The organism is Psychrobacter sp. 1Y11, from assembly GCF_052259045.1.
GTDB lineage: Bacteria > Pseudomonadota > Gammaproteobacteria > Pseudomonadales > Moraxellaceae > Psychrobacter.
The window spans coordinates 147,881-172,876 of the sequence record NZ_JBQQER010000002.1 but is presented as its reverse complement, the minus strand read 5'-3'; the positions used below and the strand labels follow the sequence as shown (position 1 = coordinate 172,876).

Sequence of the window (24,996 nt, the reverse complement as noted above, 5' to 3'; positions counted from 1 at the left end):
GGTTAGCCCTTAGTATTCCATCCACTGTAACGGATTTAAGCGCTTATCAGTGTTGACTCCGCTATTGGCATCGCAATCTGGTCCAGTACAAGTATTTAAAGCGAAATCATTACCATCGTCATCTACATAGTTCGTATCACAGTTACCGTCTGGGCAGATGACCTTAGGTATACACTCAGCCCCTTCACATCTATTTTTGATTAAAGTAAAAATGGGTGTATTGTTATATTGCCCTACTATGCTATCGACGATACCTAAGCCAGAAGTTATATTGACTCGCGGCGTCAGCTCACCACACGCACCGTAAGGCAGACAGGTTCTCTCTCGCTGAGTAGCACCGATGATACCTGCACTACATTCTTTGATATCTTGACCTTTGTCAGGATTGTATGAGGACGATATCAGTATGCCATCTAGCGCATCTGGCTCATTAAACATTTTTAGCTTGTAGACACCATTGGTCTTAGAGTCTACTGGTGCATCTGTCGGTGTGTCAGCAGCCCAATGCGTAAGAGGCATATACCAGCCTTGTATATCGTTGTTTTTCATACGCGTCTCAATGCCAGAGTTACCCAAGTCGGCACTCGTAAAAGTTAACTTCTGTAGCTTGCCATTGCGATCATTTCCATTGACCTTAATTAAAGGGGTGCGCAGACTCATAGCTGGGGCCGTAGTAGTCTCATAATGAAATAGATCACTACGAGAGATATCCTTATCTATAATACTGTATAAGGCATTAGGCGTTTTTCTGCTCGCATTGACAGGATTACTACGATCACCTGTACCTACGGTGACCATGACTTGTACCCCAGTGTAGTTACGCTCTATATTGCTAGCTACATCGTCATAGGCATATTCACCATTATAGAAGGTTACTAGTGGACGTTCATAAATACGCGGCGGTGCATCAGTACCGCTCGCTTGATCACTGACGTCTAGCACTCTTATGACACGATCAACCTTGAAATTACTGGTATCCGCTGTGTTATTGATATCTGCACGCCATACCTGACCGCCCAAATCAGCAAAATAGATATGATCGGTAAGACCATCATAGTTGCGGTCCATAGCGCGTACTTGTGTCACAACACTATGCTTAAGCTCTGATGATTTTGAGTACTGTAAACCTGATGAACGCGAAGTACTATTAGCACTTGAGCCGCTATTACTTGCCCACCAGAGTAGCTTACCGTTATTATCATTGATATTTATTTTGTCTTTTTTGTTAGTCGCAGACTGCACAGAGCCCATTTGTACCATATACACTGAGTTGCCTTGTGCATCAGCTTTGTTACTACAGCGTGTATTATTAGGATAAGAGGTATTTAACTTAAATTTGGCATCCTCATAGCAGGTATCGTAGCCGCCTGGTAAAAAGCTAACCATGACTCTTTTACCACCACTCATCACATAACCTAGCGCAGGCTTACCCCATGTCTGACCCATCTTTGCAAATGCTTTTTGTTCTGCGGTTGCAGTAGCATTAGTCACGCCATTTACAGTACCAGCAATATCTATTGCATTATTCTGTAATTTATTAGCATAGTTTGAGCCTATGCTATACACCATCTTTGGCGCTGTTATATCAGTAACATCTAACGCATAGTAAGTCGAACCGCCCATACGTAGACCACCCAACGCCAAGCTTTGATCTGCTTCATACGTATTGGTTGTAACATTATTAGCTGTAGTAGAGTTTGAGTTATAAGATACATAAGTCAACCAAGGCGCATCCACACCATAAGGATAGCTACCATCTTTGGCTGAGCCTTGACCGGCTAAAGCATCAGGCTGTAGCTCTAATATCTGTTTTGGCACAAATGTAAAGGTCTCTTTTCCTGTATTGTCATCTACCATGTGCAGTGCACCATCCATAGAGCCATAGATGATATAGTCTTTACGCGTACTAGGATTGAATCTACCTGAGGTATCGACTTCTATACTCTTAGTAATAAGCTGAGGTATAGAATGCAAAACCCCGCCCACGTTCTTAAGTGCAGGATCCTTTGTCGACGTTAATCTCGTTGTATCTGCTATAACTGCATCGCTAGGCTCACTAAAGCCCATAAACTTAAGTAAGGCTACTTTTTGCGGATTGGTATAGCCTGTCAGACTAGTAAAATTGACAGGCTTATCTGACACAACTTTTAGGTTAGTTAAGTTGTTACCGTTATCGACGAATAAATTGCGAGTACCAACAGCCGTACCCGCGTTTTCGAATATCTTTTGATATGTACCGCCCACCTGTGGCAATCCCATATCTGGCCTTAGAGTATCAGGGCGACTAGTATCAGTTATGGTGTTCCATAAGTCATGAGTATTTTCAGCAAAGTTACCTTCATTATCTTCAAATACAAAATTACCATCAGCGCCTACTAGTGTCGCATTACTAACTTTATACTTTTTGAGATTACCATTCCAAAGATTGTTTGATCCTGGAATAGGTTCTAGTATTGGTAGATAAGCACGTTGACGCGATCTGAGTCCACCTAAGCTATCAAGTGGAATGGACATCGTACCGCTCGATATAGGATCAATCTCAGAGGTGCTAACATCTTCAATAAACTTTCGAACGCTTTTAGCAATATCTTCTGAGTCTTGAGTATAATAGAACCCGCCTTCTCCAAAGCCTTCGCCTTTTTCGCCAAGTTTACACAGGTTCTGTGCATCTACACTAGTAACATTTGGATGATCACACTGATAGACTTGTATAATTTCAGACACACCATTTGATCTAGTAATAGTGCGAGGTACTTTGCCTTGTGCTGCTAACTGCTTATATACACTACCGAAGCCTACTGTTGCTGTAGCAATAGGGACACCTTTAGCATTATTATCATTGTATAAAGCTTTTGAATACTCACCTATACATTCCCATGCAGGTTTATTATTAGTGACTGTCCCAAATCCAGTATTGATAGAAGTCAATCCCGAATTACAGGAGCTGCCCATATCGATCGAACCTCCTGTAAGGCTATTATCCATTAGATCACGAGTAACTTGCTCATCAAAAGAGTTATTAGGTTCTCCATCTGTTAAAAAGTATACACCGTAACCATCGCACTGCGTTGAATCATTAATGACAGGTGATTGGTAATTTAGTTTTCTTGGTAGTTGCTTAGTATTATCTGCTGAAAGATCAAAACCATCCCATTTATTATCTTCTGTTACTTTAGTCAAAGCTTTGAAATAATAGGTTCTTCCATTGCTATCATAGGTATTATTGTAGCCACCTAGTAACTCTAAACGTAAAACTCGATCATTATTTTGAATTTTTCTGTAATCACTACAACCATAATACTCGAAACTTCCTATGTTAGATTTGTAATTATAGTTATTAGTACACTGATATAAACTATACTCGTATCTTCCGTAATATCTATTCCACTCTCTAGTAGAATAGCCTACTAAATTGTTAAAATTTTCAGTTTCTAAGCTTACCGCATAAGATCGGTTACCTAGCATATAAGCTCCCGCTTCAGCATAAGCATTTGCTATTGGAGTATTCGTTTCTGGTTTTAACCCAACTATATTATCTAGAATTTTTTTTCGATTCACTAAGGTGAGATCTACTATTGGCGATTCGATCTTACCTCCACCTTTACTTGCAGAGCGGTAGAAGAAACTACCCATGCCAATTTTATACTTTGATAAATCAACTTGATCACCGAAAGCGCTTTCACTTTTTGGATTAGCGAACAATGGTATTAAAGCCATTTTTAAGCGAGACATACGGTCGTAATACCGAGTGTTATTCTTATAAGCATAATAAACTCTATAATCAATGCTTTGATTAGTATTAACACCTTCATCATTATAAATGTTTTGATTCAAATCTGTATAGTAGACACTATCTCTTGATGAGACATTTGAATAATCATCACTGATACTTCCATTTCCCATACTTCCTGAGTTATCTAGCATCATCATAATAGAAGCATTACCGTAGGTCGCGCCTTGATATATCTCAAGATCCGAGCTGTTAGACATACTACTAGCCATACAGCCAAACACCATTGTTGACAATACTTTTAAATGCCATCCTTTCGTGACAGCGAATGTAACATGCTCTTTTCTATCTTTTAGGACTTTCATGCTATCTACTCCTATTACTTCTATATACATACGGCTATGTTAGAAAAGTCACATCCGCTCTGATGTCCGTAACGTTTAATATTTTCTTACTCTCTAGCGAGTATTTTAAGTGGTGCTAGAGATACAATTGGGTCCGACAGACTGGTTGGAATAGGTTTGTACTTGTGTCTGAAAAGGTATATCTAATGCTTCAAGGCACGTATCTACTGTATTGGTTCCTATACGAGGCTGTTTGAGACATCCTGAGAGCGTGTTAGTTCCCGTGCTACTAGCATTACCTAATGGAGCTTTTGATAACGCTGGTACGACTGAGGTTGCGTACCCGACCACTTGAGTGCACTCAATAGTGCCTTTACCACTAGCATTCGGCTTTTCAAGATCATTAGATGATGTGCCTTCTACTTCTTGTATCCAAGCAAGTTGCGTGTCTGGATCGATGGGTCTAACAAAAGTCATTTGAGTCATTAGACGACCCTCGCTTACGTAGCTATCGCTATTGTTTGGATCGCAGTAACCATTGCTAGACTCAAGGCCACCTCTTTGATTTCGCTTGCTGATTTCAAGAACACTGAATAATTTGTCACCACGTGGTCTCACACAAAAGCTAACTTCTGAGCCTTCCATACCTGCCTGAGACATATATTCGTTAAGGGTGTCAGTACTACTCACTTGACTACTTAAAATACGATCTTCTTTTTCTACCTTCATAAAAGCTGCATCGTTAGATTGAAACAGCAATTTACCAACTTGATCTGCTGTAGCGACTTTCAAATCGGTCGTACTTTGTCTGACTGCGATAACCCCTAGGCTTATAATCATCACCAGCACTAACAAGACGACAATAAGTACAGCACCAGACTGTGTGTGCAACCCTATAGACGGTGCTCTTTCTCTAATATTTGGTTGCTTCATCACAATCCTCCTCTTGCGTTTCGTAACAGTACCGTGCCTTCATAAACATTTCTTAAAAACTTTTGATCGTCTGCAGTCACCGTATTCAAAGCTACGTTTGATTTGTCCAATACTGTGAAGCGCAAGTCACTATTATCTTGCTCAGTAATTGTAGGAGCGTTTGAGCGAGCAAGTATACCGATCTGTAATTTGACTATACGGTTTGCACCTATCGCTGTAGCCAAATTCGACGCATTAGGAATTGATATATATGCGCTATTAGCTCTATCAGGGAAAGTAGCAAAATCTCTACTATCTGCTAGTCCTAACTTGACTCTAAAATAATCAACGTTGGGTATGATAATTGTACCTGAACCAGCTAAATTATTATTTTTGTTGCCATCTACAGGATGTTCATAACTAGCGATGTCTATACCTGTTGCACTACTAGCTAAAGCCTCATTGTAGTCATATATTGCGGAGGCACAGGCTAATGCAGGAACATTTGGTGTGGTAGTTGTATCTAAACGTACAAAATAACGTTCAATTACATAAAATTTATCGGGTATAGAGTCTCCCTCGCAATCAAATAATCCAGCTTGGCCTACTTGATATTGAATTGTAAGTTGATCGCTATTTGCTGTGCCAGCAATGTTACTAACGCTATTAGATGACGCATTACGACTTAGTAAGTTGACTGGAACAGCGCTACCATCTAGTACTAAACCAGATAAGTTATTTTCTAACCAATTTCCACTGCTACCATTCGGTGCAGTTAGCACCACACCACCTTGAGGGGTTTGGTGGTTTAAAAAATACTTATCATTAGTAGCTGTTGAACGTGCACCAAAGTTAGCGCGTCTAAGATGACGCTTTACTTGAGATAAACCAAATATGGCATTATCTTGAATCTGCGAGCTTGCCTGTTGACGACGACTATTGACTGAGCTTGTATAAAAAATTTGTAGAGCAGCTGCTGAAATTAAAAGTCCTAATATTAAGGCAATCATTAGCTCTATTAAAGTAAACCCTTGCATGGATTTAGCATAAATAACACTATCAGCTTCGTATGTCTTTTTCGACCTATGATTCGGGAGCATCATAACGCTATATCTCCATCATCAAGCATGTGGATCTAGGATGATATCTTCCACCTGCCTCAGTTACAACGTTATTAGCACTCACTCGATTAGTAAGGCAATCAACCTGAGCGTTTGTCCCTATAGTTGGAGTCGTGCGTCCCCATGCTGATATCAAACAATAAGAAAACATAATATTGTTTACAGCATTCGTGCCAGATCCACCCGTATTAGGACAAGGATGCATTTGTACTTCAAAGTCATAGTTTGCCAAATCGGTTTTGACATAGAAGCTTTCAGCTCTAGCTAGCTCATCTGGAGTACAGAATGATGCCGTTGTTACGGCTTGACCGTCTAGTCCGCATTTTTTGCTAGGCACACTGTTGGTTGCTAAGTTTATTTGGTTTTCATAAATTGATATAGCGTCAGGGTTTGCATGAATTTTTTCAGCAATATTTCGCATCACTACCAAAGACTGGGTACGCTCAAAGGATTCGTTTGTTGCCTTTATAGCTTGTCCTTGCAAAGCACTGTATCCTAATACAGCTACTGTCAGAAGCAATAGAGCAACCATCACCTCAACTAACCCTATCCCAGTCTGTGTGTTTTTGATGCTCATTAGCAACTCCCATTAGTTATCGTGCTAATATTTGCAATTTTGGTAACTCGTACCTCTCTTCTAGTTTCTGCAGTAGAAGCACTATCGCAAACACCATAAGTCACTTCTACGCCATTAGAGATAACTTTATTTGGCTGAAATATGACATCTGAACCTGCAGGTACTACATTCATCGTAACCTGACTACGATCATCGAGAGTAAAAGTTGACACAGTATTATTACTAGCGTCTCTCAAGGTCATAGTATTATCAGTATTGTCATAGACGACTCTTATGTTAGTACGAAGAATAATACTTTCAGCCTTTGCTTCTTTAAGAGCACTTTCAATAGATGAAGTCGTAGTATTAACGCGTTGGTTAGCTAATTGAGTATTAAAACTAGGCGCGGCAATACTCACAATGATAGCCAATACCGCAATAGTCACCATTAGCTCAATCAGGGTAAACCCTGCAGCATGAGGCGCTTGATGCTTATATGACGAGTTAGGTATAGCGGCGTTCACATTCAAATCCTAAATTCTTAAAGTCTGTAGTTAGCTAAGATTCATCCGCTTACTACTGTAATCTTAACTCACTTATGTACGCAGTTATATATTCTAAATATGCAATATTTGTTCCATCTCTCTGAGTCTGAGAACTCAGAGTGATGTATAGACTATTAGTAGTCATGACCTATAGTTCAATAACTTTACAAGTTTATATAATACAAAAACAATTAGCCTTTATTATATACAAAAATAACACTAAAGACGTAAAGACTCTAGTTATACCATAAATAAACGGTAGCTTTTAGAAGATGGAAGGTACTATTTCTGATTTTGACTACCATGGGCGAGGGCGTAAGCTGAAATATGGTATTTAGTTGTCTTGACATCAGCAGGCTGGCTGTCGCTATTAGAGCTATGACTTACATCCTTATTAGTCATTCCAGTGGCTTCTGGAGAGGTTGGATAAGGTTGAGTTGGAATGATAGCGCGCGCTAACGCCTGCAAGCTTGCACCTGTGGTTGCGACATCATCGAATAGAAGTAAACGTCTAACCGGCGGCGTTTCTATCAATACAAAGGCATCCTTTAGATTGGTTAGGCGCTCGCTACGGCTCAGACCTTGCTGACTGACCGTATCATCCTGACGCTCTACCCCATGCCATAAGGGGATTTGCCAGTGCTTGGAGAGGTAAATAGAGAGGATAGTGACTGGGTCGAAGCCACGTTTGAGCAGTCGATTATCGGTAGTGGGCATCGGCAAAATGACGCTATTACCCGCATGACAGCCTTTCGGCCTGGGCAGTTGCCGCAGCATATGTACGAGTAAAGGTAGGCGGCTCATATCCTCACTATGTTTGAAAGCACGAATGGCTTGGCGAAGCGGATAATCGTAGTAGCTAGCGGCTTGAATCGGCAAAGTGACGGATGCTGCAATATCAACATAAAAAGGCGCCGGTAGCCAAGCGATACTGCGCTGACAGCGACTACAAAGCAGGCTTTTATTAGTAGTTGCAGACTGACTAGAAGAGCGTTTGGCTGATGGGTCTGCATGATTAGAATTTGTAGGGTCATTATAGGGCGCTTTACGGTAGCAGCCACAGAGCTGGCAGCGTATATTGACATACTCTGCTAGCCACAACCCCAACTGATAAGGCATCGGGCGGTGCATAACCATTAGTCTGACCTATAGTCTAAAATCCTTTCCAATCATTTAATACAATACCGAAGCCGATAGAGGTGTTTTCGTGATTGTAATCGATGATGGATTCGCCGTACCCTTGGAACAGCTGCACATAGCCATTGACGTTTTTGGATAAAGGATAGATATAGTCGATTTGGGCTGCGCCTTTATTAGTGCTCGGGTTGTAGCGCAGTGTACCACTGAGGCTCTGTTGATCGGGTAGATCATACAAGAACTTGATATCACCATAACCCATAAAATCCTCTATATCCGAATTATCCTCGCTACTGTCATCTTCATTATTCACCCGAACCCAAAGTCGCGGTACCACAGAGAACTTGCCCCATTCGGCCCCGGCCATCAGATAGGCGCGATTCCATGAGCGGGAAATAGGATCTGACTGACCATTGGAGTGATGAATGGCGCCCGCGCCTAGCATACGTAGACGTCCGCCAAAAGGCAGGTCAGCGGTAACCGGCTGGGTCAAAAATATCTCTGGCTGATAGTCCGTCGCTCGAAACGGTCTAGAGTTGTCTTCGTTATAGACCTGCCAATGTGACTCTTGCGTGTAGCCAAACCATAAGTCAGCGCTGGTATCAAATAAATCTTCACCAACTTTGGTTTTTAGCGATAATTGAAATTTAAGCTCAGTATTACGGATGTCATTAGAGTCGTAGTCTCGGCCCGGCTCATCTGGGTTACTAGGGGTTGGGTTGAGATTGGGATCAAAAGTATAAAACAGCGGCAGTACATAAGTCGGTCGATACGGTCTGACCGTCCAAGTGCCACGCTCGCTATTTTGGTCTAGATCATATGCCAAGCTTAGCGGCGAGTATTTCTCTATTTGCTCTTGGGTGACGCCCACCTCTTCTAACACTTTCGCTTCTCTTTGTGTCAGTCCTACGGTATCTAGGCTTCCGGTAGTCTGCGCTTGTTCTGCGTCTAGAGTGTCGTTAGTATCGTCTAAATCATCTTGCGCAAGGATCACTTGCGGCTTACCCGAGATAGTGGTTCTAAAGGTTTTAGCGAGATCTACCGGCTGCTTACTCATAGTATAACTAGGTGTTTTGCCTTGCTCTGCTACTTTATCGAAACAGGCCAAACGCGCCGCGCTAGTCTGTACTTCCGTACATTCAAGAAACAGCTGAGCTTGCTGAGCGATAAAAGCATCGCTAGGCATTTTGCTACGATTAATAGAGCCATCAGGATTTGTCATCGGCTCATTCATACCTTGCGACGAGTCCTCGCTTACGTACTCTACATTGGCACCGGCTACTGGTATCTCGTTGTAGATAGGCGCTTCTATAGCGGCTTGTGCTTGCAGAGCGGTGCAACTTAAAGCGACGCCTATAGCCACGTTCAGAGGCGTCTTTAGTGCAACGTTCAAAGTCGGGTGACGCTGAGCCTGATATCGGGTGATAACCTGAGCAAACATAGTAGTCCTTGGTCATAATGGGCAGAGATGCCGGCATATTATCTGCTATCAATAGCACAAATAATTCGAGACTATACTCAGTTCAAAATAAAAAGGGTCGAGAGTTTTGGCGTGCTACTGGTATAAACCCTTCTAGCGTACGCTTCATTTTCGGCGCTGCGCAAGATTTATCTCAGTAACACCTCATGCTTTTTAAATTGAATCGACTATAGCGGTGATAGTCAGCTATATAAGAGACAAATCATTGAATACTTTTAAAAGCTGCTACTGCCTTATCTAAGTGAAGTAACGCGGCAGCATCGGCTATCAAATATTGTTGCGTTATTGTAATAAAATTATGCGCATTATACTAGCATTATCCCTACTTAATATTGACAAGGTTAAATGAAAAAAGACTTAACAACGCTACTCATTTCCAGTCAAAAAAAAACGCGATAGCCAACCTACAAAGCTGAATATCGCGCTAATGAATAACTTATTAAAATTAATGTCAATTATTCAAAGCCGTTAAAGTCTGCTCAAACTCTTGGCGACCGATCTCACCGACTTGCTTATTGACTAGCTCTCCGTCGATATAATATAGCAGCGAAGGCGGTCCAAATAGCTGATAGCGCGCTAAGATAGCCTTTGAGTCTGCCGTAGTCTCAGTGATATCTAAACGGACAAGCTGCCAGTCCTGCATCTGCGCGGGACGGTTGGTGAATAAGTTTTTGTCCATGATTCGGCACTCAATACACCAGTCGGCAGTGAGATCGACGATGACTTTAGGGGTTTTCGCCGTAATCGCATCGAGCTCTGCGAGTGTAGTGATGTGCTCATCTGTTGCTTTATTAGCTCCTGCGGTCTGGCTATTATTCTGACCTGTTGATGACATCATCATCGGTGCTGCAGTCAATGACGCTAGCGGATGTAAGCTGTCATCATTACCTAAAGCCGCGCCGATGATGAGCATCATCGCCCAAACTCCAACGACTAGACCTAGCGCTTGCGTCAGCATACGCGCCCTACCGACCCAGCTCCACGCCCAAGTCGCTACCACCATAAACCATAGCGCCCAAACCAGTAACATCACCGGTGAGATAAACACCCGCTCGATCAGTAACAGTGCCACGGCGAATAATAACAGCGCAAAGCCTTGCTTGACCCAGTTCATCCACGCGCCCGCTTTGGGCATAATCTTGCCTTGCGTCGCACCAATCAAGATCAGCGGCGCAGACAAACCAAACCCGAGCATAAATAAAGCAGCAAAACCCAATAGCGGACTGCCAATGGTCGAGACCGCCAGTAGCGCACCAAACAATGGCGCAGACACACAAGGCGAAACCACTAACGCCGATAAAAACCCAGCCACTAAGCTACCGCCAGTACTGCCAAGCTTACTGTCGCCGACTTGGCTTAAGCCCTGCATCTTACTACTGATAGCGCGCGGTAGACGAATGCTAAAGACACCAAGCATGTACAGCGCCAGTAGTACAAACACAATCGCAAAGCTAATCAAGATAATAGGGTTTTGTAGCCAGCCGATGATGCCGAGCGATTCACCGAATACTGCAATCACCGCCCCTAATATACCGTAAGCGATAGCTACCCCTAGCGCATAGCTAGTGGTTAAGATAACGCCCTTTTTGACCGTTGGGTTCTCTTGACGCGCGACAATATTGGCGACTATCGGCAGCATCGGTAAGACGCAAGGCGTGAGTGCTAGCCCTAACCCTGCTATAAATAATAGTAATAAAGCCAGCCAAGGATGCGTTGCAAGACCAAACGGATCACTATTATCTAGACCGTTGACCACGCCACCACTATCATTCTGGTTACTTGTAGTCTGGGTACTCGATATCGTGCTTTCATCGGTAAGGCTGGCACTCTCTTCGCCGTTGACACTGCTATCGCCGCCAGAGATCGAGCTAGTAGCGGTCATGCCACTCTCTAAACTGTCGCTATCTAAAGTATCATAATCGATAGCATCGCTGTCTAAGTCATCATAGTCGATAGCTTGGTCAGTGGTTGCTGCAGACGTCGAGGCTGATTGGGCAGCTGCTGAGTTATCGCTACTAGCAGTATTGTCAGCGGCGACTGTTGTAGCCGTATCAGCCTTACTATTAACACTATTCTCGCTACCATTACCACTTTTAATAGACACGGTGGTTTTGATTTTTTCAGGAGGATAGCACAGACCGGCTTTGGCGCAGCCTTGCCAGCCAATCGTCACCTCACTAGAGCTCAAGCTTTTGCCGTTGGTGCTTGTCAGCGTGGTGCTAGCGATCATATTGGCCTGATCAAACACTGGCACTTGCCCATAAGTCGGATCGTCAATGGAGACCGGCTTTTGGTTAAAACTAAAGGGGCTTGCGGTTACTCCAGCAGGCAGCTTCAGTTTGAGCTGATCTTTATAGACATAATGCTCAGGGGTAATCTCAAAATTAATCGCTAGCCGCGTACCGTTAGCTAAAGCTTTTGTGCTGCTAGTGACCTGAAAAGCCTCGTCGACGGGCAAGAACTTAGGAGGAGTTTCAGAGCTATTGCCAAATAAATCGCTAAGGGAAGCCGCTTGAGCAGTGCTAGAGACAGCCATCAGTCCTGTCGCTGCCATACCCGTTAGCAACGAGCTGCTAGATAGTCCTAACGCCAGTAAATAAGCGGCTCTTGAGCGGGCTTTTTTCGTTGGCGTCGGATGATTTATTGACGTCTTTATAGACATAAAGGACTACCTTTTTATTACTGTTACTGCACTAACATGTTACTGATAAGGGCTATTAACGAGTCGCCGGAATATTGATTTTGGTTTTTACTTTTTCTGGTGGGTAGCATAGTCCTGCGGTAGCGCAGCCTTGCCAATCGATAAGGATCGGGGCATTTTTGGCGCCTTTACCGTTTTTGGTTGCTAAAGTGGTGGTAGCAACCACCGTTCTTTGTTTAAATACGGGCACTTTACCAAAAGTAGGATCATCGATAGTCACCGGCTTTTGACTGTAGGTAAAAGGCGTCGCGCTGATGCCTTTGGGAAAGCGCACCTTTAGCTGGTCTTTATAGACATAATGACCCGGTGTGATGTCAAATGTGATCGATAGACGCGTGCCTTTGGCGCTAGCCTTAGTGTCAGTCAAGACATCAAAGGCCTCATCCACTGACAAAAACTTCGCTTTGCTCGCGCTGTTATTACCAAACAGCTCATTTAAGCCCGCCGCTTGGGTGCTCATAGCAGCCACTGATAGCACTGACGCCGTAGCTATCGCGCTTAGGCCAGTGGTTATTTTAGAAGTTCGCATTATTGACATAAAAATTACCTTGTTTTGCAATGGCGCTATTCAATAAAAAATATCAACCAATAACGACTTATTGATTGATATTGAGTGCTTATACAGCAAAAATCTAGATGACAAAAGACGATGTGGCAAAAGTCTAAGCAGCGCTATGAGCCATACATAACTATATTTGCGCGTAGATATCCGCGTCCAATCCTTCACCGCCCGGCTGATTGTCCGCTCCTAAGGAGAACAAATCATACTGACGCCCTTCGCTACCGGGTGAGGCATACTGTAGCTCATTATCCCAGCCATCTGTTGGATAACCGCCCTTGATGTACCCGCCTTCTGGATAGTTTTTGGCATCGCTTGGCGGCGTCGTCAGCGCATCTAGTCCTTGGCCTGAAGTGGGATAGCGCGAGTTGTCCACTTTATACATATCTAGCGCGTTCGATACCGTAGCGAGCGCCGTCTCTGTGGTTTTGACTCTTGCTTTGTCACTTTGCCCCACCACTCTAGGTACAACTAAACCAGCCAAAATCGCCAAAATAACAATGACCACCATAATCTCAATCAAAGTAAAGCCTGCTTGTGAGCTTGTTTTTGTCAGGTGGCGCTGGTGCTGTACTTTCATGCTAATCGTTTGCGCTTGGTCCATCATAGTCATCGCTTGCATCCGTACCGGGTTAATAATAAAAGTGAGTAATAAAAGGCTGTAAAAATTTAATAATAATCACTATAGACTATGAGTTGCTATTTTTCCACTATCGTCAGCGAACTGGCGATGCTCAGTGCTTTGTATTTCTAGTGCTTTGTATTTCTAGTGCTTCTTATTTAAAGCTCAGTATTGCGCTTTTTTAGACCTACCCTACCAACGGCATCAGGAACAACCGCTACTATAGCCTAATGTGCGCTCTGGCATAACCGTAAACAGGCGTCAGTCAACAATATACAACAGTGCGCAAAACTTAAGAAAGCTAGCGCTGGTTTATCCTGCCAAGTCATTCATATTGACGATAGGTAGCATCACCGCCATGACGATGATCATCACTATAACCCCCATAAATACTAGCATCAGCGGCTCAAGTAGCGATAATAAAGTACTGATAAAGTTAGTGGCTTCCGCCTCTTGCATGTTGGCGGCGCGGCTGAGCATATTTTCAAGCTCGCCTGAGTTCTCCCCGCTCTTGATCATTTGTACCATCATCGGTGGAAAATAAGAGGAGCGCTCGAGCTGACTCGAGAGACTCGCGCCTTCAGTGACTCGGTCGGCTGCGGTAATAATGGTTTGCTGAATATGTAGGTTAGTCGCCACCGCCGCTCCTATGTGCAAAGCCTCGATCAAGGGCACTCCGGAGCGCACCAATATCGCAAGCGTACTAGCGAAGCGAGCGGCGTTCAGACCCTTGGATAGTCTCGCCAATATCGGTAGTTTTAGTACCACACTATCGATAGCCAGCTTACCTGCCTGCGTTTGCGCGAAGCGGTACAAGACAAACCCGGCCGCCGCTAACATAAGCAGCATCAGCCACCACCAATCAGTAATAACATTCGATAGCGTCAGCACTACTTGCGTAATCCAAGGCAGCGCTTGCTCGGACTGTTCAAAGACTTTGACAATTTTGGGTACTACAAAGCTCATTAGCCCCATGATGACCGCTGCCGCCATAACCATCAGTATAATGGGATAAACCATAGCGCCTTGAATCTTCTTTTGTAGAGCAAAGCGGTTTTCGGTGTAGTCGGCAAGCTGATTGAGGATGAGATCTAAGTGACCGGATTTCTCGCCGGCGGCAATGGTGGCGATATAAAGGGGCGGAAAGCTGGCCGCTTGCTGCAAAGCTCGCGCCAAGCTTAAGCCTTCTAATACATGCGAGCGTACCGCTAGCATTAAGGATTTGATATGGGTTTTAGGCGATTGTTTGGCGACGGCCGCTAGCGTTTCTTCTAGTGGAATACCGGCCGCTAGTAGCACCGATAGCTGACGCGTTAATAGCGCTAGCTCATAAGCAGAAGGTTTTTTATAGCGGTTTTTATGTTTATTCTGTCTGTCATTGACGGCGCTGACTTCTACAGGTGTCCAGTGCTTATCACGTAGCTGCTGGCGTATCTGCCGCGCAGAATCGCCTTCTAATAGGCCTTTTTGCATCGCTCCTTGGTCATCAAAAGCTTTGTAATGATAAGCGGTCATAACAGCAAGGATCCTAAATGAGCGAAAAAAGGGGGAAATTAGCGTGACAATACCGCAAACAAGACAACTTTAAAGTCGCCGGTTATAAAACTTTTTTAACGTTCAAACCTAGTTGAAGCATTAGAACAAGAATTAGAACAAAGGAGTCGAATCTTGACTCTCAGGCATCATTCCTTGTAGCAATAATACCTCTAAGTGCTGCTGTTGTAGTTTTTTATCAAAGTCATTGACCTCGGCAATCAGCATTTTTTCGATACGCTTGTCGCTGGCATAGACGCTCAAACGCGCACAAATCACCGCCAACTGATAAACACGCTTTTTGCAGTAGCCATCTAGGCCTTGTAGCAGACGTACCATATAAGGCGTCTCAAGACTGGCGTAATCATAGCCCTCAACCACTTGCTCACCCAATGCCGACACGCCGTAGCTGATAGAGAGATGCGCGCAGAAATAACAGCTAAATAAATAGCCAATGACATGGCCAATATAATAGCCACGATCATAAGTGAAGCTACTGACACCGAAGTGACCTAAGACATAGCTATTGAGACTACCTTGATCGGCAATAGGCTTGCCATGCTTGAGCTTGCCGATAGTAGGCAGGCGCAGCGGATTATGACCCTCTTGCGCGGTGAGCTGCCAACCTGCCGGCTGCTGCGCAGGCATGGTGCTGACGATATCAGCGATAATATCATCGACCACATGTAGCTGCTGCCAAAGGCGCTCTATAGATTCCACTTCGAGCAAACCACGTTTATCAAGCTGCTGGGCGAGCGTAAACTGCTGATATTCAGCGAACTGCGTCTTCAAGGTTTGCACTAAATAAGTGGGACGCATATTTGCGGGAGCTAGATAAAGTAGGCGCGTGCGCTCATGCTGAGCACGATAGAGCGCGATTCGCTGCTCCGCCACATTGCTCTGGGTGTCGAGCGCAGCTGCGTCTTGATCGATGACATCCGCTACGGGTACTAAAAACCGCTCTAATAGCTCAGCCTTATTGGACGCTGTCGTAGAGGATAATGGCTCGTGATACAGCCTCTCTTTGTTTGTATGGTTTTCACTGCTATCTTGAGCTGCAGGCTCTAGCGCAGTAAAGTGTTGCTCAGAATTTGGTTGGGTCATAGCATATCTTCGCTAACAAAAATAAATATCGTTTAGACAGTATCGTTTTGGTATTGATACTCTAAAACGAGTCACTGTCTATAGTACCTTAACCCACTGCAGTTGTCAGCTGCCCTGAAAGGGGATAACGCACTGTTTTATATATTGCAAGACAAGAGTGGCGCTCGTAGCGAAAGACAACACGCTAGAAGAATTTATGCCAGTAGCGCTTAAGTTCACTAAGAGGTATCGATTTTCTTTTGCTGCTGATTATAATCCTAAAAATCGCCAATAAAAAAGCACCAAGATTATAGATTTAATCTTGATGCTTTTAGCATTGAAGACGACTATCGTTTATGGTATCGGCGCATCATGATATTCCGGCATTATGACTTGCTTAGACCGCTATCTTGTTTTGATACTGCTGGCGATAGGCTTTTGGCGAGACGCCATAAACGCGTTTAAAAGCTTGACTGAAGGTGGAGTCAGAGGCATAACCGACCAGCTCACTGATACGGCTAATACTGTTTTGCTGCAAACGCAAGTAGCGGGACGCTAAGCGTAGACGATAACCAATTAAGTAAGTCAAAGGCGGCATACCGACTACTTCTTTGAAGCGTTGCGCGAAACTCGAGCGCGACATACCGGCCACTTCAGCGAGTTTATGGATTGTCCAGTTCTGGCTCGGGTCACCATGCATAGCGGCTATCGCTTTAGCAAGATAAGGATCTTTTAGTGCCCTTAGCCAGTTATCAGTCGCCTCAGGTAAGCTCTCTATATAAGTACGCAAGCACTCAATCATCATAATACCTGCCCAGTGATTGATGACCGCCATCCTACCCATGCGCTCTTTTTCAGATTCTAAGGTTAATAGTTTGACCTCAATATCCACAACCCCAAACCTAGCATCAGAAGATTCGCTCAGCTCAGGCAGAATCGATGGTAGCACTGACAATAAAGGACGAATTATCTCTTTATCATACTGGCACTCAATCAATATCAAAGACGCATTGTTATCGCCAGTAACGTTTAGCTCGATAACCTTACTGCCTTCATTAACCAATCTGGTATCCAAAGATTTCGCTTCATTACCGTGATAATTAAGCGCATAACTAATATGCTGAGCAGCATTAGATATCATAATAATATCACCGGCGTTAGCTTGACGCACTTCATTACCAACATCAAGACAAAACCCACCAGATAGCACTAAATAAAACAAGATGGTATCTTTTTTATCGATTGAATAAGACCAGTTGCCAGAGCCATTCAGACGATGATATTTGGTTTCGAACAAATTCACGTTTTGTAATAACACGCTTAGTGCGTCCATCGATTTTTCCTTCAACACTCTAATGGCTAATTAGTCAGCGGTAGCAAAATAAACTACCTATCTGTTAGCAAACAAGTCAAATCGTTCAATTTGGACTCTAAATAAGAATATACGTACGCTAAACACATCTTAGCCTTAAACAATACCACTAATCTAGACTTATACAAAGCATATAAGAGCTTGGATAAAAGCTCAAATATAATCGCGATAGCTTGGCGAACATATAAAAAAGCAGAAAACTATAAAATCCAGACGCAAAAAAATGCCCAAAAAGGCAAGCGTTAATAGATTTTATACTATTTAGGGTCTAAATATTTAGGGGTTTAAGCTAAAAGGAGAGATAGAACTAAGCTTTGCAAGCTGCAGAATAGTCAGCTACAAGGTTTACTAAGATAAAAAGAAGAAATGAAAATAATGGGGCGACTGATGGGACTCGAACCCACGACAACCGAGATCACAACCCGGGGCTCTACCAACTGAGCTACAACCGCCATAACTATTGCCAAGGAAGGCAAGATTTACAGGCTAAATGGCGCGCCTGGCAGGATTCGAACCTGCGGCCACCTCCTTAGAAGGGAGATGCTCTATCCAGCTGAGCTACAGGCGCTCTTAAGGGCTTTTTATCTATTTAGGCTGAGCTATTATTTAAATATAAGCAACTAAACCATTATACATAAAAAAAAGCCTGTAAGGCTCTTAAAATAGATGGTCGGAGTGATAGGATTCGAACCTACGACCCTCTGGTCCCAAACCAGATGCGCTACCAAACTGCGCCACACTCCGAAAGTCTCTATTGTCTCGACAGTTAAAACATTTAAATAATTATTGGCTATCAGATAAACTGCGCTTTTAATTACTTCGTGTTCCTCGCTATCGAGGTGCACATATTAAGGGGAAATGACGATACTGTCAACACCTATTTTTAAATAATTTTATCTTGCGCTATTTTGTAGAGTCATTTGGGGCATATTGATTGTTTTAATCGAGGCCACCTTTTGCCATAGTTATTGCTCTATACAGGTTCTATGGAGCTTAGTATCTGTCCCGTCAAGACATTAAAAGGCATCAACCAAAGGGTTCCTTCTACCGGCTTAGCACTAGAAGCGCTTTGATTTTGAGTGCGGTTTGCGGCTCTGTTATCTACCTTAGTAACAGAGCTAAAGCGTGATTCAAGCTGACGATGCAGTGCGATCGGCCGCTGGCTGCTATCAGTCACGGGATAGACCAGCCACACCTGTTGGGCCTGATAAGCCTGCGCGTAACTACTCAGCTGATAAGCATCACTAGCGCTAATATCACTAGTCTTAGCCAACAGCTTCCACTTGATATCTATCACATGGCTACAATGGCGGCTAGCGATACCGGGAGCGCCGCCCTGCTCTGTCGCCTGCCGATAGATCAATAAATCAGGGCGCATAGACAGCTGAGCTTGGCCTAAATGATCTTTGAGCCAAACGTGCTGAGCTTGATAAAGGGGCAGATAATGACCTTGCAGCTTCGCAAAGCTAGCGGCAATACTTAGGCTCGCCCACTGCTCGAAGGCTTGGTTCATATTGAGTAATAAACACAGCCGTAGTGGTGATGAATGATTAAGGTCTTGCTGTTGACGACTACTTTTATGACTGCTGATGATATTGCCCGTCGGCATCGTTGCCGCTTGAGTCTTGAGTAGCCAGTGAGCGAAGGCTAGCAGCTGCTGAGACGCCTGACGTTGCTGTCTGCCAATAGGCTGCTGGCTAAGCTGCTGCTTAGCGCTGATGTATAACGAGTCAAGCTGCCGATACTCATGGGCGCTAAGAGCAGTGATGCTGCGCCACGCCAACCCATCTTTGGGCAACAGCGGATAGTTAAGCAGTGGCTCAATGAGCTGAAGAGCGCTTTTAATCAGCCGATTGCTGAGCATCTGAGCGCTTAAGGTGCTGACTTCGCTGACAAATTTATGCGGCTGATAGCTGTTATCTCGCAGCTGCTCTTTGATGAGCAGTTTACCTTGTAAAGTCGCTTGGTTTTCAACCTTGGTTTGATAGTGCTGACTCGGCTGATAACGACTGAGTAGCTGCAAAAACTGCTCTAGTAGCCATTGCGATATAGGAGTGTCTGCTACCGGTAGCGGCGTCAAACTTGTGCTTGCTTGCCCGAAATTTTTGAGCGTTGGCAGCTGATTATGCTGAGCATCACTGGCATTAATCAAAGCGCTCAGCATTTGCCCAACCCACTGGCGTGTTTGTACTATATTCTCAGAGTGTGAATTATTCTGCGAGTGTGAGGTTTTAGCAGGCGCTTTACTGAGAGTATTAGCAAGCGTTTTTGGTAGTATCTCTAAAGTGATATGACTAGGCATAAGGATGACGCCTATATAATGACCGACTTTGAGCTGCCATTGACCGCGCTGACGCTTGATACTAAATACAGGCAACTCTTGCGCCATCAGCCACGTGAAATCGCTGGCATAAGCAAAATCTTCTACCGTTAGGCGTTGGTGCTCATACACACTCATCACTGCTTGGGCCGCACTATCTATGTTTGTTTTAGATACCATCGTTTATTCTTTCAATAGGGTTGCATTATAGCTTCAATATAAGCGCTGATACACTGCCGCTTGGGCAAACTTGCCAGAACAAGCTAGCAAGTCAGTATTGATAACGTAACCGCTATTGCTGATATTAGGTGAGCCAAAAATGCTGTTAGACGCCAAAACATTAGGATGAGCGGCGATATCGTTGTGGGCCTCTGCATTATGATCTGCTATATGCTGACGGCTTATCTGTACATTATGAATGAACTGCGCCGCCAAAGGCTGCTCCTCATCACGAAATAGAAACTGTAGCGCCCTTAGCTGTCCGCCAGTAGCTTGTGCTAACTGCGGAATGATCTGCTCTACTAGCGCGGCTTGTAGCTGCGGCAAGTTGTTTACGGTTAATAAAAAAGCGTGGCCCAACTGCGCCTCTTGCCCAAGCGTCTGCGTAATTCGCTGATTAAGCCCAGCCAATAACTGTCCTAAATCAACAGCCTCCTCATCGACGCGAATTGTCGCTAGCAATTCAGGCTGCGTCGGACAATCAATGAAGCGAAAACGTCGGCGCAGTGCCATATCGAGCGGGGCTAACGAATGGTCTTGGGTGTTCATCGTGGCATAGATATCGACATTGGCCGGAACGCTAAAGGAGCGCCCAGAATACGCGAGCGTCACAGACATAGCATTGGGCATCCCGATACGTTTGTCCAGCTCAATTAAACTCAAAAGCTCGCCAAACACGCGAGCGACGTTGGCGCGATTGATCTCATCAATCAGCATAGCGTAACGCTGCTCAGGATCATGAGCTGCTCGCTGACACAGCTGCAAGAATGCGCCGTCTTGTACTTGATAGCTGACTTGCCCCGAGCTGTGAGCGCCCAGCACCGGACGAATGCCCTCGACAAACTCCTCATAACCATAGGCCTGATGAAAGCTCACCATACTGAAGCGCTCGTTACGCATGGGTTGAGCGCTGCTAGCTTGGCTAGTTTGCTGGGCCTGGCGATACTCCGTTAGCTGCTGCTGTAAGTCCTCTAGCAGAGTCACACTATCGGCTAACAAATACCAAGCACCGCTCTCATCTTTATCAAAATAAGCTTGGCTGGCGCGCTTATCACAGCTGACCGTTTGTGAACTGACCGGACTATGAGTCTGGAGTACCGACCAGACGGTGTTATTAAGATTTTTGATTCGCTCATTCTGCGCCGCTTTTGTGACAAAAAACTCATGCGCCACGATTTCTGGTACTTTCACTAACTCTTTTTGCTCAGCCTTTTTATCTAATAAGATCAGGCAGACCACTTCACGCCAGCTCAACTCACTGACCAACTGCGTCACCCACGTTTGTTGGTCAACGGTGGGCAAACAATCGCTGTACTGTTTAGCGATTTGTAGCAGCCGATACGTTTTGCCCGTGCCAGCGACACCGCTATAGATGACGTTGACGGGATTTTGGTTAGCGGGTAAGGTTTCGGTAGGTGTCAAAGATCTCATAACGTCACTGTATATCACTGTATTTTGATGGCGTGGTAGTTTATGCTAATAGACAAAACGATAAGTCGCTTAATGCTATCATATCTTGCTTATCTCTCACTGCAATATGACTTTTAAATGGTGTCACTCTAGGAATATTATATGTCAGGATTATTCAATAACTTACCCCGTAAATTGACCAAAAAAGTCACTGAAAAGGTTCCCAGTCAGCTGCCTGAAAAAGTAGCAGAAGCCATCAATACGGTAACGGATAAAGACGACCAGACCAATGCGCCAACCAGCACCTTAAAACCTGTGAATAATCAATTCTCTAAGCTATTATCAGTCACTAAATATCTGCCTAGTGGCGCCCGCTCTACCATTTTATCCAAAGCCTTTGGCAAAGTAGTGCCTTATGTTGGGACTACTGGCGTTTATTACGAAACCGTTGAGCCCAACCAAGTGGTCGTCAGTTTAAAAAACGACAAAGGCGTGCAGAACCATATCGGCTCCATCCATGCGGTCGCCGTGACTTTACTGGCTGAAACGGCGACAGGGTTTATCTTAGGGCTTAATTTACCTACCGATCGGATGCTGCTGATAAAATCCTACTCGGTCAATTTTTATCGTCCGCTAAAAAAAGGCCAAGTCGCTGCAATCGCTACTTTGTCTGATGAACAGCGCTTAGAGATTCTAAATACGCCAAAGGGTGAGATGGTTATCCCTTGTGTGATCAATGATCGCGAGTCTGAAAGTGCGCGCGACCCTATCACCGTTGAGATGACTTGGGCCTGGATACCCAAATCTGAGCTTGAGGCGCGTCGTCAAGGCCGCGAGCAATCCGCGCAAGAAACGAAAGCCAATAACACTGAGAATAGTGAGTCAAACTCTACGGACAAAGAGCAAACCGATACTTAACTCAAGAGCTAGGATTAGAATTTATTGATTAGTACGTTCACTAACAACGGAATTTACCATTTACAGTGCTAGTCAAATATGACTAAAACCAAACCTGCAATAATAAGGATAAAATGATGATTACATATCATAAATCACCTGCCACAAAACTTGGCAAAATATTACCCACGGCAGCACTAGCTCTAGGCTTAGCTTTTAGTGCGCAGGCGGCAACAGCAACGGCTAACCCTACTTTGAGCCAATCGAAACCTGTATTCTTAGGGGATGGTGGCGACTATCCTTTTTCATCCGCGGTTCGGGTTGGTGATACCTTATATATGTCAGGGCAGATTGGCTTTAAAGACGGTAAGTTAGTCGAAGGCGGCATCAAAGCAGAAGCCAAACAGAGCCTAGATAATATCAATGGCGTGCTGTTGCAATACGGCTACCAAAAATCAGACCTAGTCAAATGTATGGCTATGCTCACGGATATGGGCGACTTTGACGACTTCAACGAGGTGTATAAAGCTGAGCTGAGCAAGCCTTATCCAGTACGTTCAGCCTTTGGGGTAGCAGACTTAGCCGCCAATGCTAGCGTTGAGATTGAATGTATCGCAGCTAAGTAGTAAATAGCTTAGTCTTAAAGGTTCAATACGCTCTAATATAGGGTCTGTTGAAAATAAAACTGTTATAAATTTAGACGCGCTACTGGTATAAATCTTACTTGCTTGCTGTGCGACTTCGTCACTCCAAAGGCTGAACAAAATTTATCCCAGTAATGCTATGTCATTTTAAAATGTATTAACTATAGTACGTTATAAAAATCGTGTGAAGACCGTTATTTTTTAGCATTCTTTATATCGGTCATTATTTATATCGGTAAAGCGTCCTCTAGCAGGGCGCTTTCTTTCGTGACGCGTAACACCTCCTCAAGTGTCGTGCGACCCGCGATCACTTTATGCAAACCATCAGCGCGAATCGATGGCGTCTGCGCACGCGCGTAGGCTTCTAGCTCAAACTCGGCAGTATTGCTATGAATCATCCGCCGCAAGGTATCATCGATAGGCACGACTTCATAAATAGCGGTACGTCCCTTAAATCCGGATTGATTACACTTATCACAGCCGACAGGTTTGGGTAGCTTGATAGTACTAAGATGCTCAATGCCAATCTCGGTAAATAGCTTGGCTTGCTCAATATCAGCGACTTGCCAACTATGGCAGTGACTACACAAGGTACGTACCAAGCGCTGCGCCACAACGCCAATCAAAGACGAGGATAATAAAAACGGCTCGACACCCATATCTTGCAAGCGGGTCACCGCACCAATAGCGGTATTAGTATGCAAAGTAGATAGCACTAAGTGACCGGTTAAAGAAGCTTGAACCGCAATCTCAGCAGTCTCAAGATCACGAATTTCCCCCACCATCACCACATCTGGATCTTGACGTAGCATCGCGCGCAGGCTTTTGGCAAAGGTCATATCGACCTTATTATTGACCTGCGTCTGCCCAATACCATCGAGCTGAAACTCGATCGGATCTTCGGCGGTCAAAATATTGCGCGTCTGATCATTGAGGTCAGTCAACGCAGCATAAAGCGTCGTGGTTTTACCCGAACCCGTCGGGCCGGTAACCAATATAATACCGTGCGGCCGATGAATCAGATGCGCAAGCTGTTTGTAGTCATTATCGGCGAGCCCTAAGTAAGTCATGTTGAGCCGGCCCGCTTGTTTATCGAGCAGGCGCATCACCACCCGCTCGCCAAAGCTTGAGGGCAGCGTCGATACCCGCACATCCACTTCGCGCCCTGCCAGTCTCAAACTGATACGCCCATCCTGTGGCACGCGCTTTTCGGCGATATCAAGCTTGGCCATAACTTTGATACGCGACACTAGTAATGGGGCCAGTTGCCGCTTGGGAGTGATAATCTCTTTGAGCTCGCCATCAACGCGAAAACGCACCACCAACCGCTTCTCAAAAGTCTCGATATGAATATCTGAAGCATTTAAGCGAATAGCTTCTGATAACAGCGCATTGATCAGCCGAATAATAGGCGCATCGTCTTGACTGTCCATAAGGTCTTCGGTCTCAGGAACACTATCCGCTAAACTATCGAGATCGGGATGATCTTCAAGGCCTGCAGCAATATGCTGTGACTCACCAGTATTGCCTGCATACGCGGCATTCATACGTTTTTCAAACTCATCAGGACTGACGCTACTATACTCAGGAGCTGTGCGTAGCCCTTGCTGCTGCAAAAACCGCATCGCTTCATTGACAGCCGATAAAGGCGTGGCTTTAGTCAGCACTAGTGTCGGCGGCATATCAGGGTCGATGGCAGGTATTGCCAATAACTGATGGCGCTTAGCAAAGCTGTACGGCAGTGGCGTCATAATGGTGACCTAATAACTAATGGATCTAAAAACTGGATCATAAAATAGCTTGCGTATAAC

General features: G+C 44.5%; 18 protein-coding genes and 3 tRNA genes. 2 read left to right on the top strand and 19 right to left on the bottom strand.

All coding sequences use genetic code 11. The features are described 5' to 3' along the window. Positions 1-9 precede the first annotated feature (9 nt). From ACTXGJ_RS02360 to ACTXGJ_RS02275, 18 genes are all read right to left on the bottom strand, one after another. Positions 10-4,095 carry a pilus assembly protein gene (locus tag ACTXGJ_RS02360; protein WP_443564974.1) on the bottom strand — a complete coding sequence of 1,362 codons (4,086 nt, stop codon included), beginning with the start codon at positions 4,093-4,095 and terminating at the stop codon, positions 10-12. 105 nt (positions 4,096-4,200) lie between these two features. After that, positions 4,201-5,007, bottom strand: coding sequence for a hypothetical protein (locus tag ACTXGJ_RS02355; protein ID WP_443564973.1), 807 nt, complete (start codon positions 5,005-5,007; stop codon positions 4,201-4,203). Further along, entirely contained in the window at positions 5,007-6,089 is a 1,083-nt protein-coding gene (locus ACTXGJ_RS02350; RefSeq protein ID WP_443564972.1) for a PilW family protein, read from the bottom strand. The genes ACTXGJ_RS02355 and ACTXGJ_RS02350 overlap by 1 nt, the downstream gene beginning before the upstream one ends. A 4-nt stretch (positions 6,090-6,093) precedes the next feature. Next, a complete protein-coding gene (gene pilV / locus ACTXGJ_RS02345) occupies positions 6,094-6,684 on the bottom strand; it encodes a type IV pilus modification protein PilV (RefSeq protein ID WP_443564971.1) in 591 nt (196 codons plus the stop codon). After that, a complete protein-coding gene (locus tag ACTXGJ_RS02340) occupies positions 6,684-7,187 on the bottom strand; it encodes a pilus assembly FimT family protein (protein WP_443564970.1) in 504 nt (167 codons plus the stop codon). Before ACTXGJ_RS02340 ends, pilV begins: the two co-directional genes overlap by 1 nt. Positions 7,188-7,490: 303 nt before the next feature. Continuing rightward, positions 7,491-8,339, bottom strand: a complete 849-nt coding sequence (locus ACTXGJ_RS02335) for a ComF family protein (RefSeq protein ID WP_443564969.1) — start codon at positions 8,337-8,339, stop codon at positions 7,491-7,493. Positions 8,340-8,361: 22 nt separating this feature from the next. Continuing rightward, a complete protein-coding gene (locus ACTXGJ_RS02330; RefSeq protein ID WP_443564968.1) occupies positions 8,362-9,786 on the bottom strand; it encodes a phospholipase A in 1,425 nt (474 codons plus the stop codon). A gap of 490 nt (positions 9,787-10,276) precedes the next feature. Next, on the bottom strand, positions 10,277-12,487 hold the full coding sequence (gene dsbD / locus ACTXGJ_RS02325; protein WP_443564967.1) for a protein-disulfide reductase DsbD: 2,211 nt from the start codon (positions 12,485-12,487) through the stop codon (positions 10,277-10,279). A gap of 55 nt (positions 12,488-12,542) precedes the next feature. Beyond that, positions 12,543-13,064 (bottom strand): protein-disulfide reductase DsbD N-terminal domain-containing protein, encoded by a 522-nt coding sequence (locus tag ACTXGJ_RS02320; protein ID WP_443564966.1) that lies wholly within the window; start codon positions 13,062-13,064, stop codon positions 12,543-12,545. Positions 13,065-13,215: 151 nt separating this feature from the next. After that, positions 13,216-13,665 (bottom strand): type II secretion system major pseudopilin GspG, encoded by a 450-nt coding sequence (gene gspG / locus ACTXGJ_RS02315; RefSeq protein WP_443565082.1) that lies wholly within the window; start codon positions 13,663-13,665, stop codon positions 13,216-13,218. A 354-nt stretch (positions 13,666-14,019) separates the two neighbouring features. After that, positions 14,020-15,222, bottom strand: coding sequence for a type II secretion system inner membrane protein GspF (gene gspF, locus ACTXGJ_RS02310; protein ID WP_443564965.1), 1,203 nt, complete (start codon positions 15,220-15,222; stop codon positions 14,020-14,022). Positions 15,223-15,354: 132 nt separating this feature from the next. Next, the gene (locus tag ACTXGJ_RS02305) at positions 15,355-16,344 is read right to left on the bottom strand and encodes a hypothetical protein (protein ID WP_443564964.1); all 990 of its coding nucleotides are present in this window, start codon (positions 16,342-16,344) and stop codon (positions 15,355-15,357) included. 376 nt (positions 16,345-16,720) lie between these two features. Further along, positions 16,721-17,656: a helix-turn-helix domain-containing protein gene (locus tag ACTXGJ_RS02300; protein WP_443564963.1), complete on the bottom strand. Its 936-nt coding sequence runs from the start codon at positions 17,654-17,656 to the stop codon at positions 16,721-16,723. Positions 17,657-18,071: 415 nt separating this feature from the next. Beyond that, positions 18,072-18,147 (bottom strand) — tRNA-His (locus tag ACTXGJ_RS02295). A 39-nt stretch (positions 18,148-18,186) separates the two neighbouring features. Continuing rightward, positions 18,187-18,263 (bottom strand) — tRNA-Arg (locus ACTXGJ_RS02290). 99 nt (positions 18,264-18,362) lie between these two features. Beyond that, a tRNA-Pro gene (locus tag ACTXGJ_RS02285) sits at positions 18,363-18,439 on the bottom strand. Between the two features lie 229 nt (positions 18,440-18,668). Next, positions 18,669-20,195: an McrC family protein gene (locus ACTXGJ_RS02280; protein WP_443564962.1), complete on the bottom strand. Its 1,527-nt coding sequence runs from the start codon at positions 20,193-20,195 to the stop codon at positions 18,669-18,671. A gap of 33 nt (positions 20,196-20,228) precedes the next feature. Then, positions 20,229-21,665, bottom strand: coding sequence for an McrB family protein (locus ACTXGJ_RS02275; RefSeq protein WP_443564961.1), 1,437 nt, complete (start codon positions 21,663-21,665; stop codon positions 20,229-20,231). Positions 21,666-21,806: 141 nt separating this feature from the next. On the opposite strand from ACTXGJ_RS02275, the gene ACTXGJ_RS02270 reads away from it, so the two are divergent. After that, entirely contained in the window at positions 21,807-22,562 is a 756-nt protein-coding gene (locus ACTXGJ_RS02270; RefSeq protein WP_439240225.1) for a DUF4442 domain-containing protein, read from the top strand. A 113-nt stretch (positions 22,563-22,675) separates the two neighbouring features. Beyond that, entirely contained in the window at positions 22,676-23,167 is a 492-nt protein-coding gene (locus ACTXGJ_RS02265) for a RidA family protein (protein WP_443564960.1), read from the top strand. Between the two features lie 245 nt (positions 23,168-23,412). On the opposite strand, the gene gspE is transcribed toward ACTXGJ_RS02265, so the two are convergent. Continuing rightward, positions 23,413-24,936 carry a type II secretion system ATPase GspE gene (gene gspE / locus ACTXGJ_RS02260; protein ID WP_439240229.1) on the bottom strand — a complete coding sequence of 508 codons (1,524 nt, stop codon included), beginning with the start codon at positions 24,934-24,936 and terminating at the stop codon, positions 23,413-23,415. Positions 24,937-24,996: the final 60 nt, after the last annotated feature.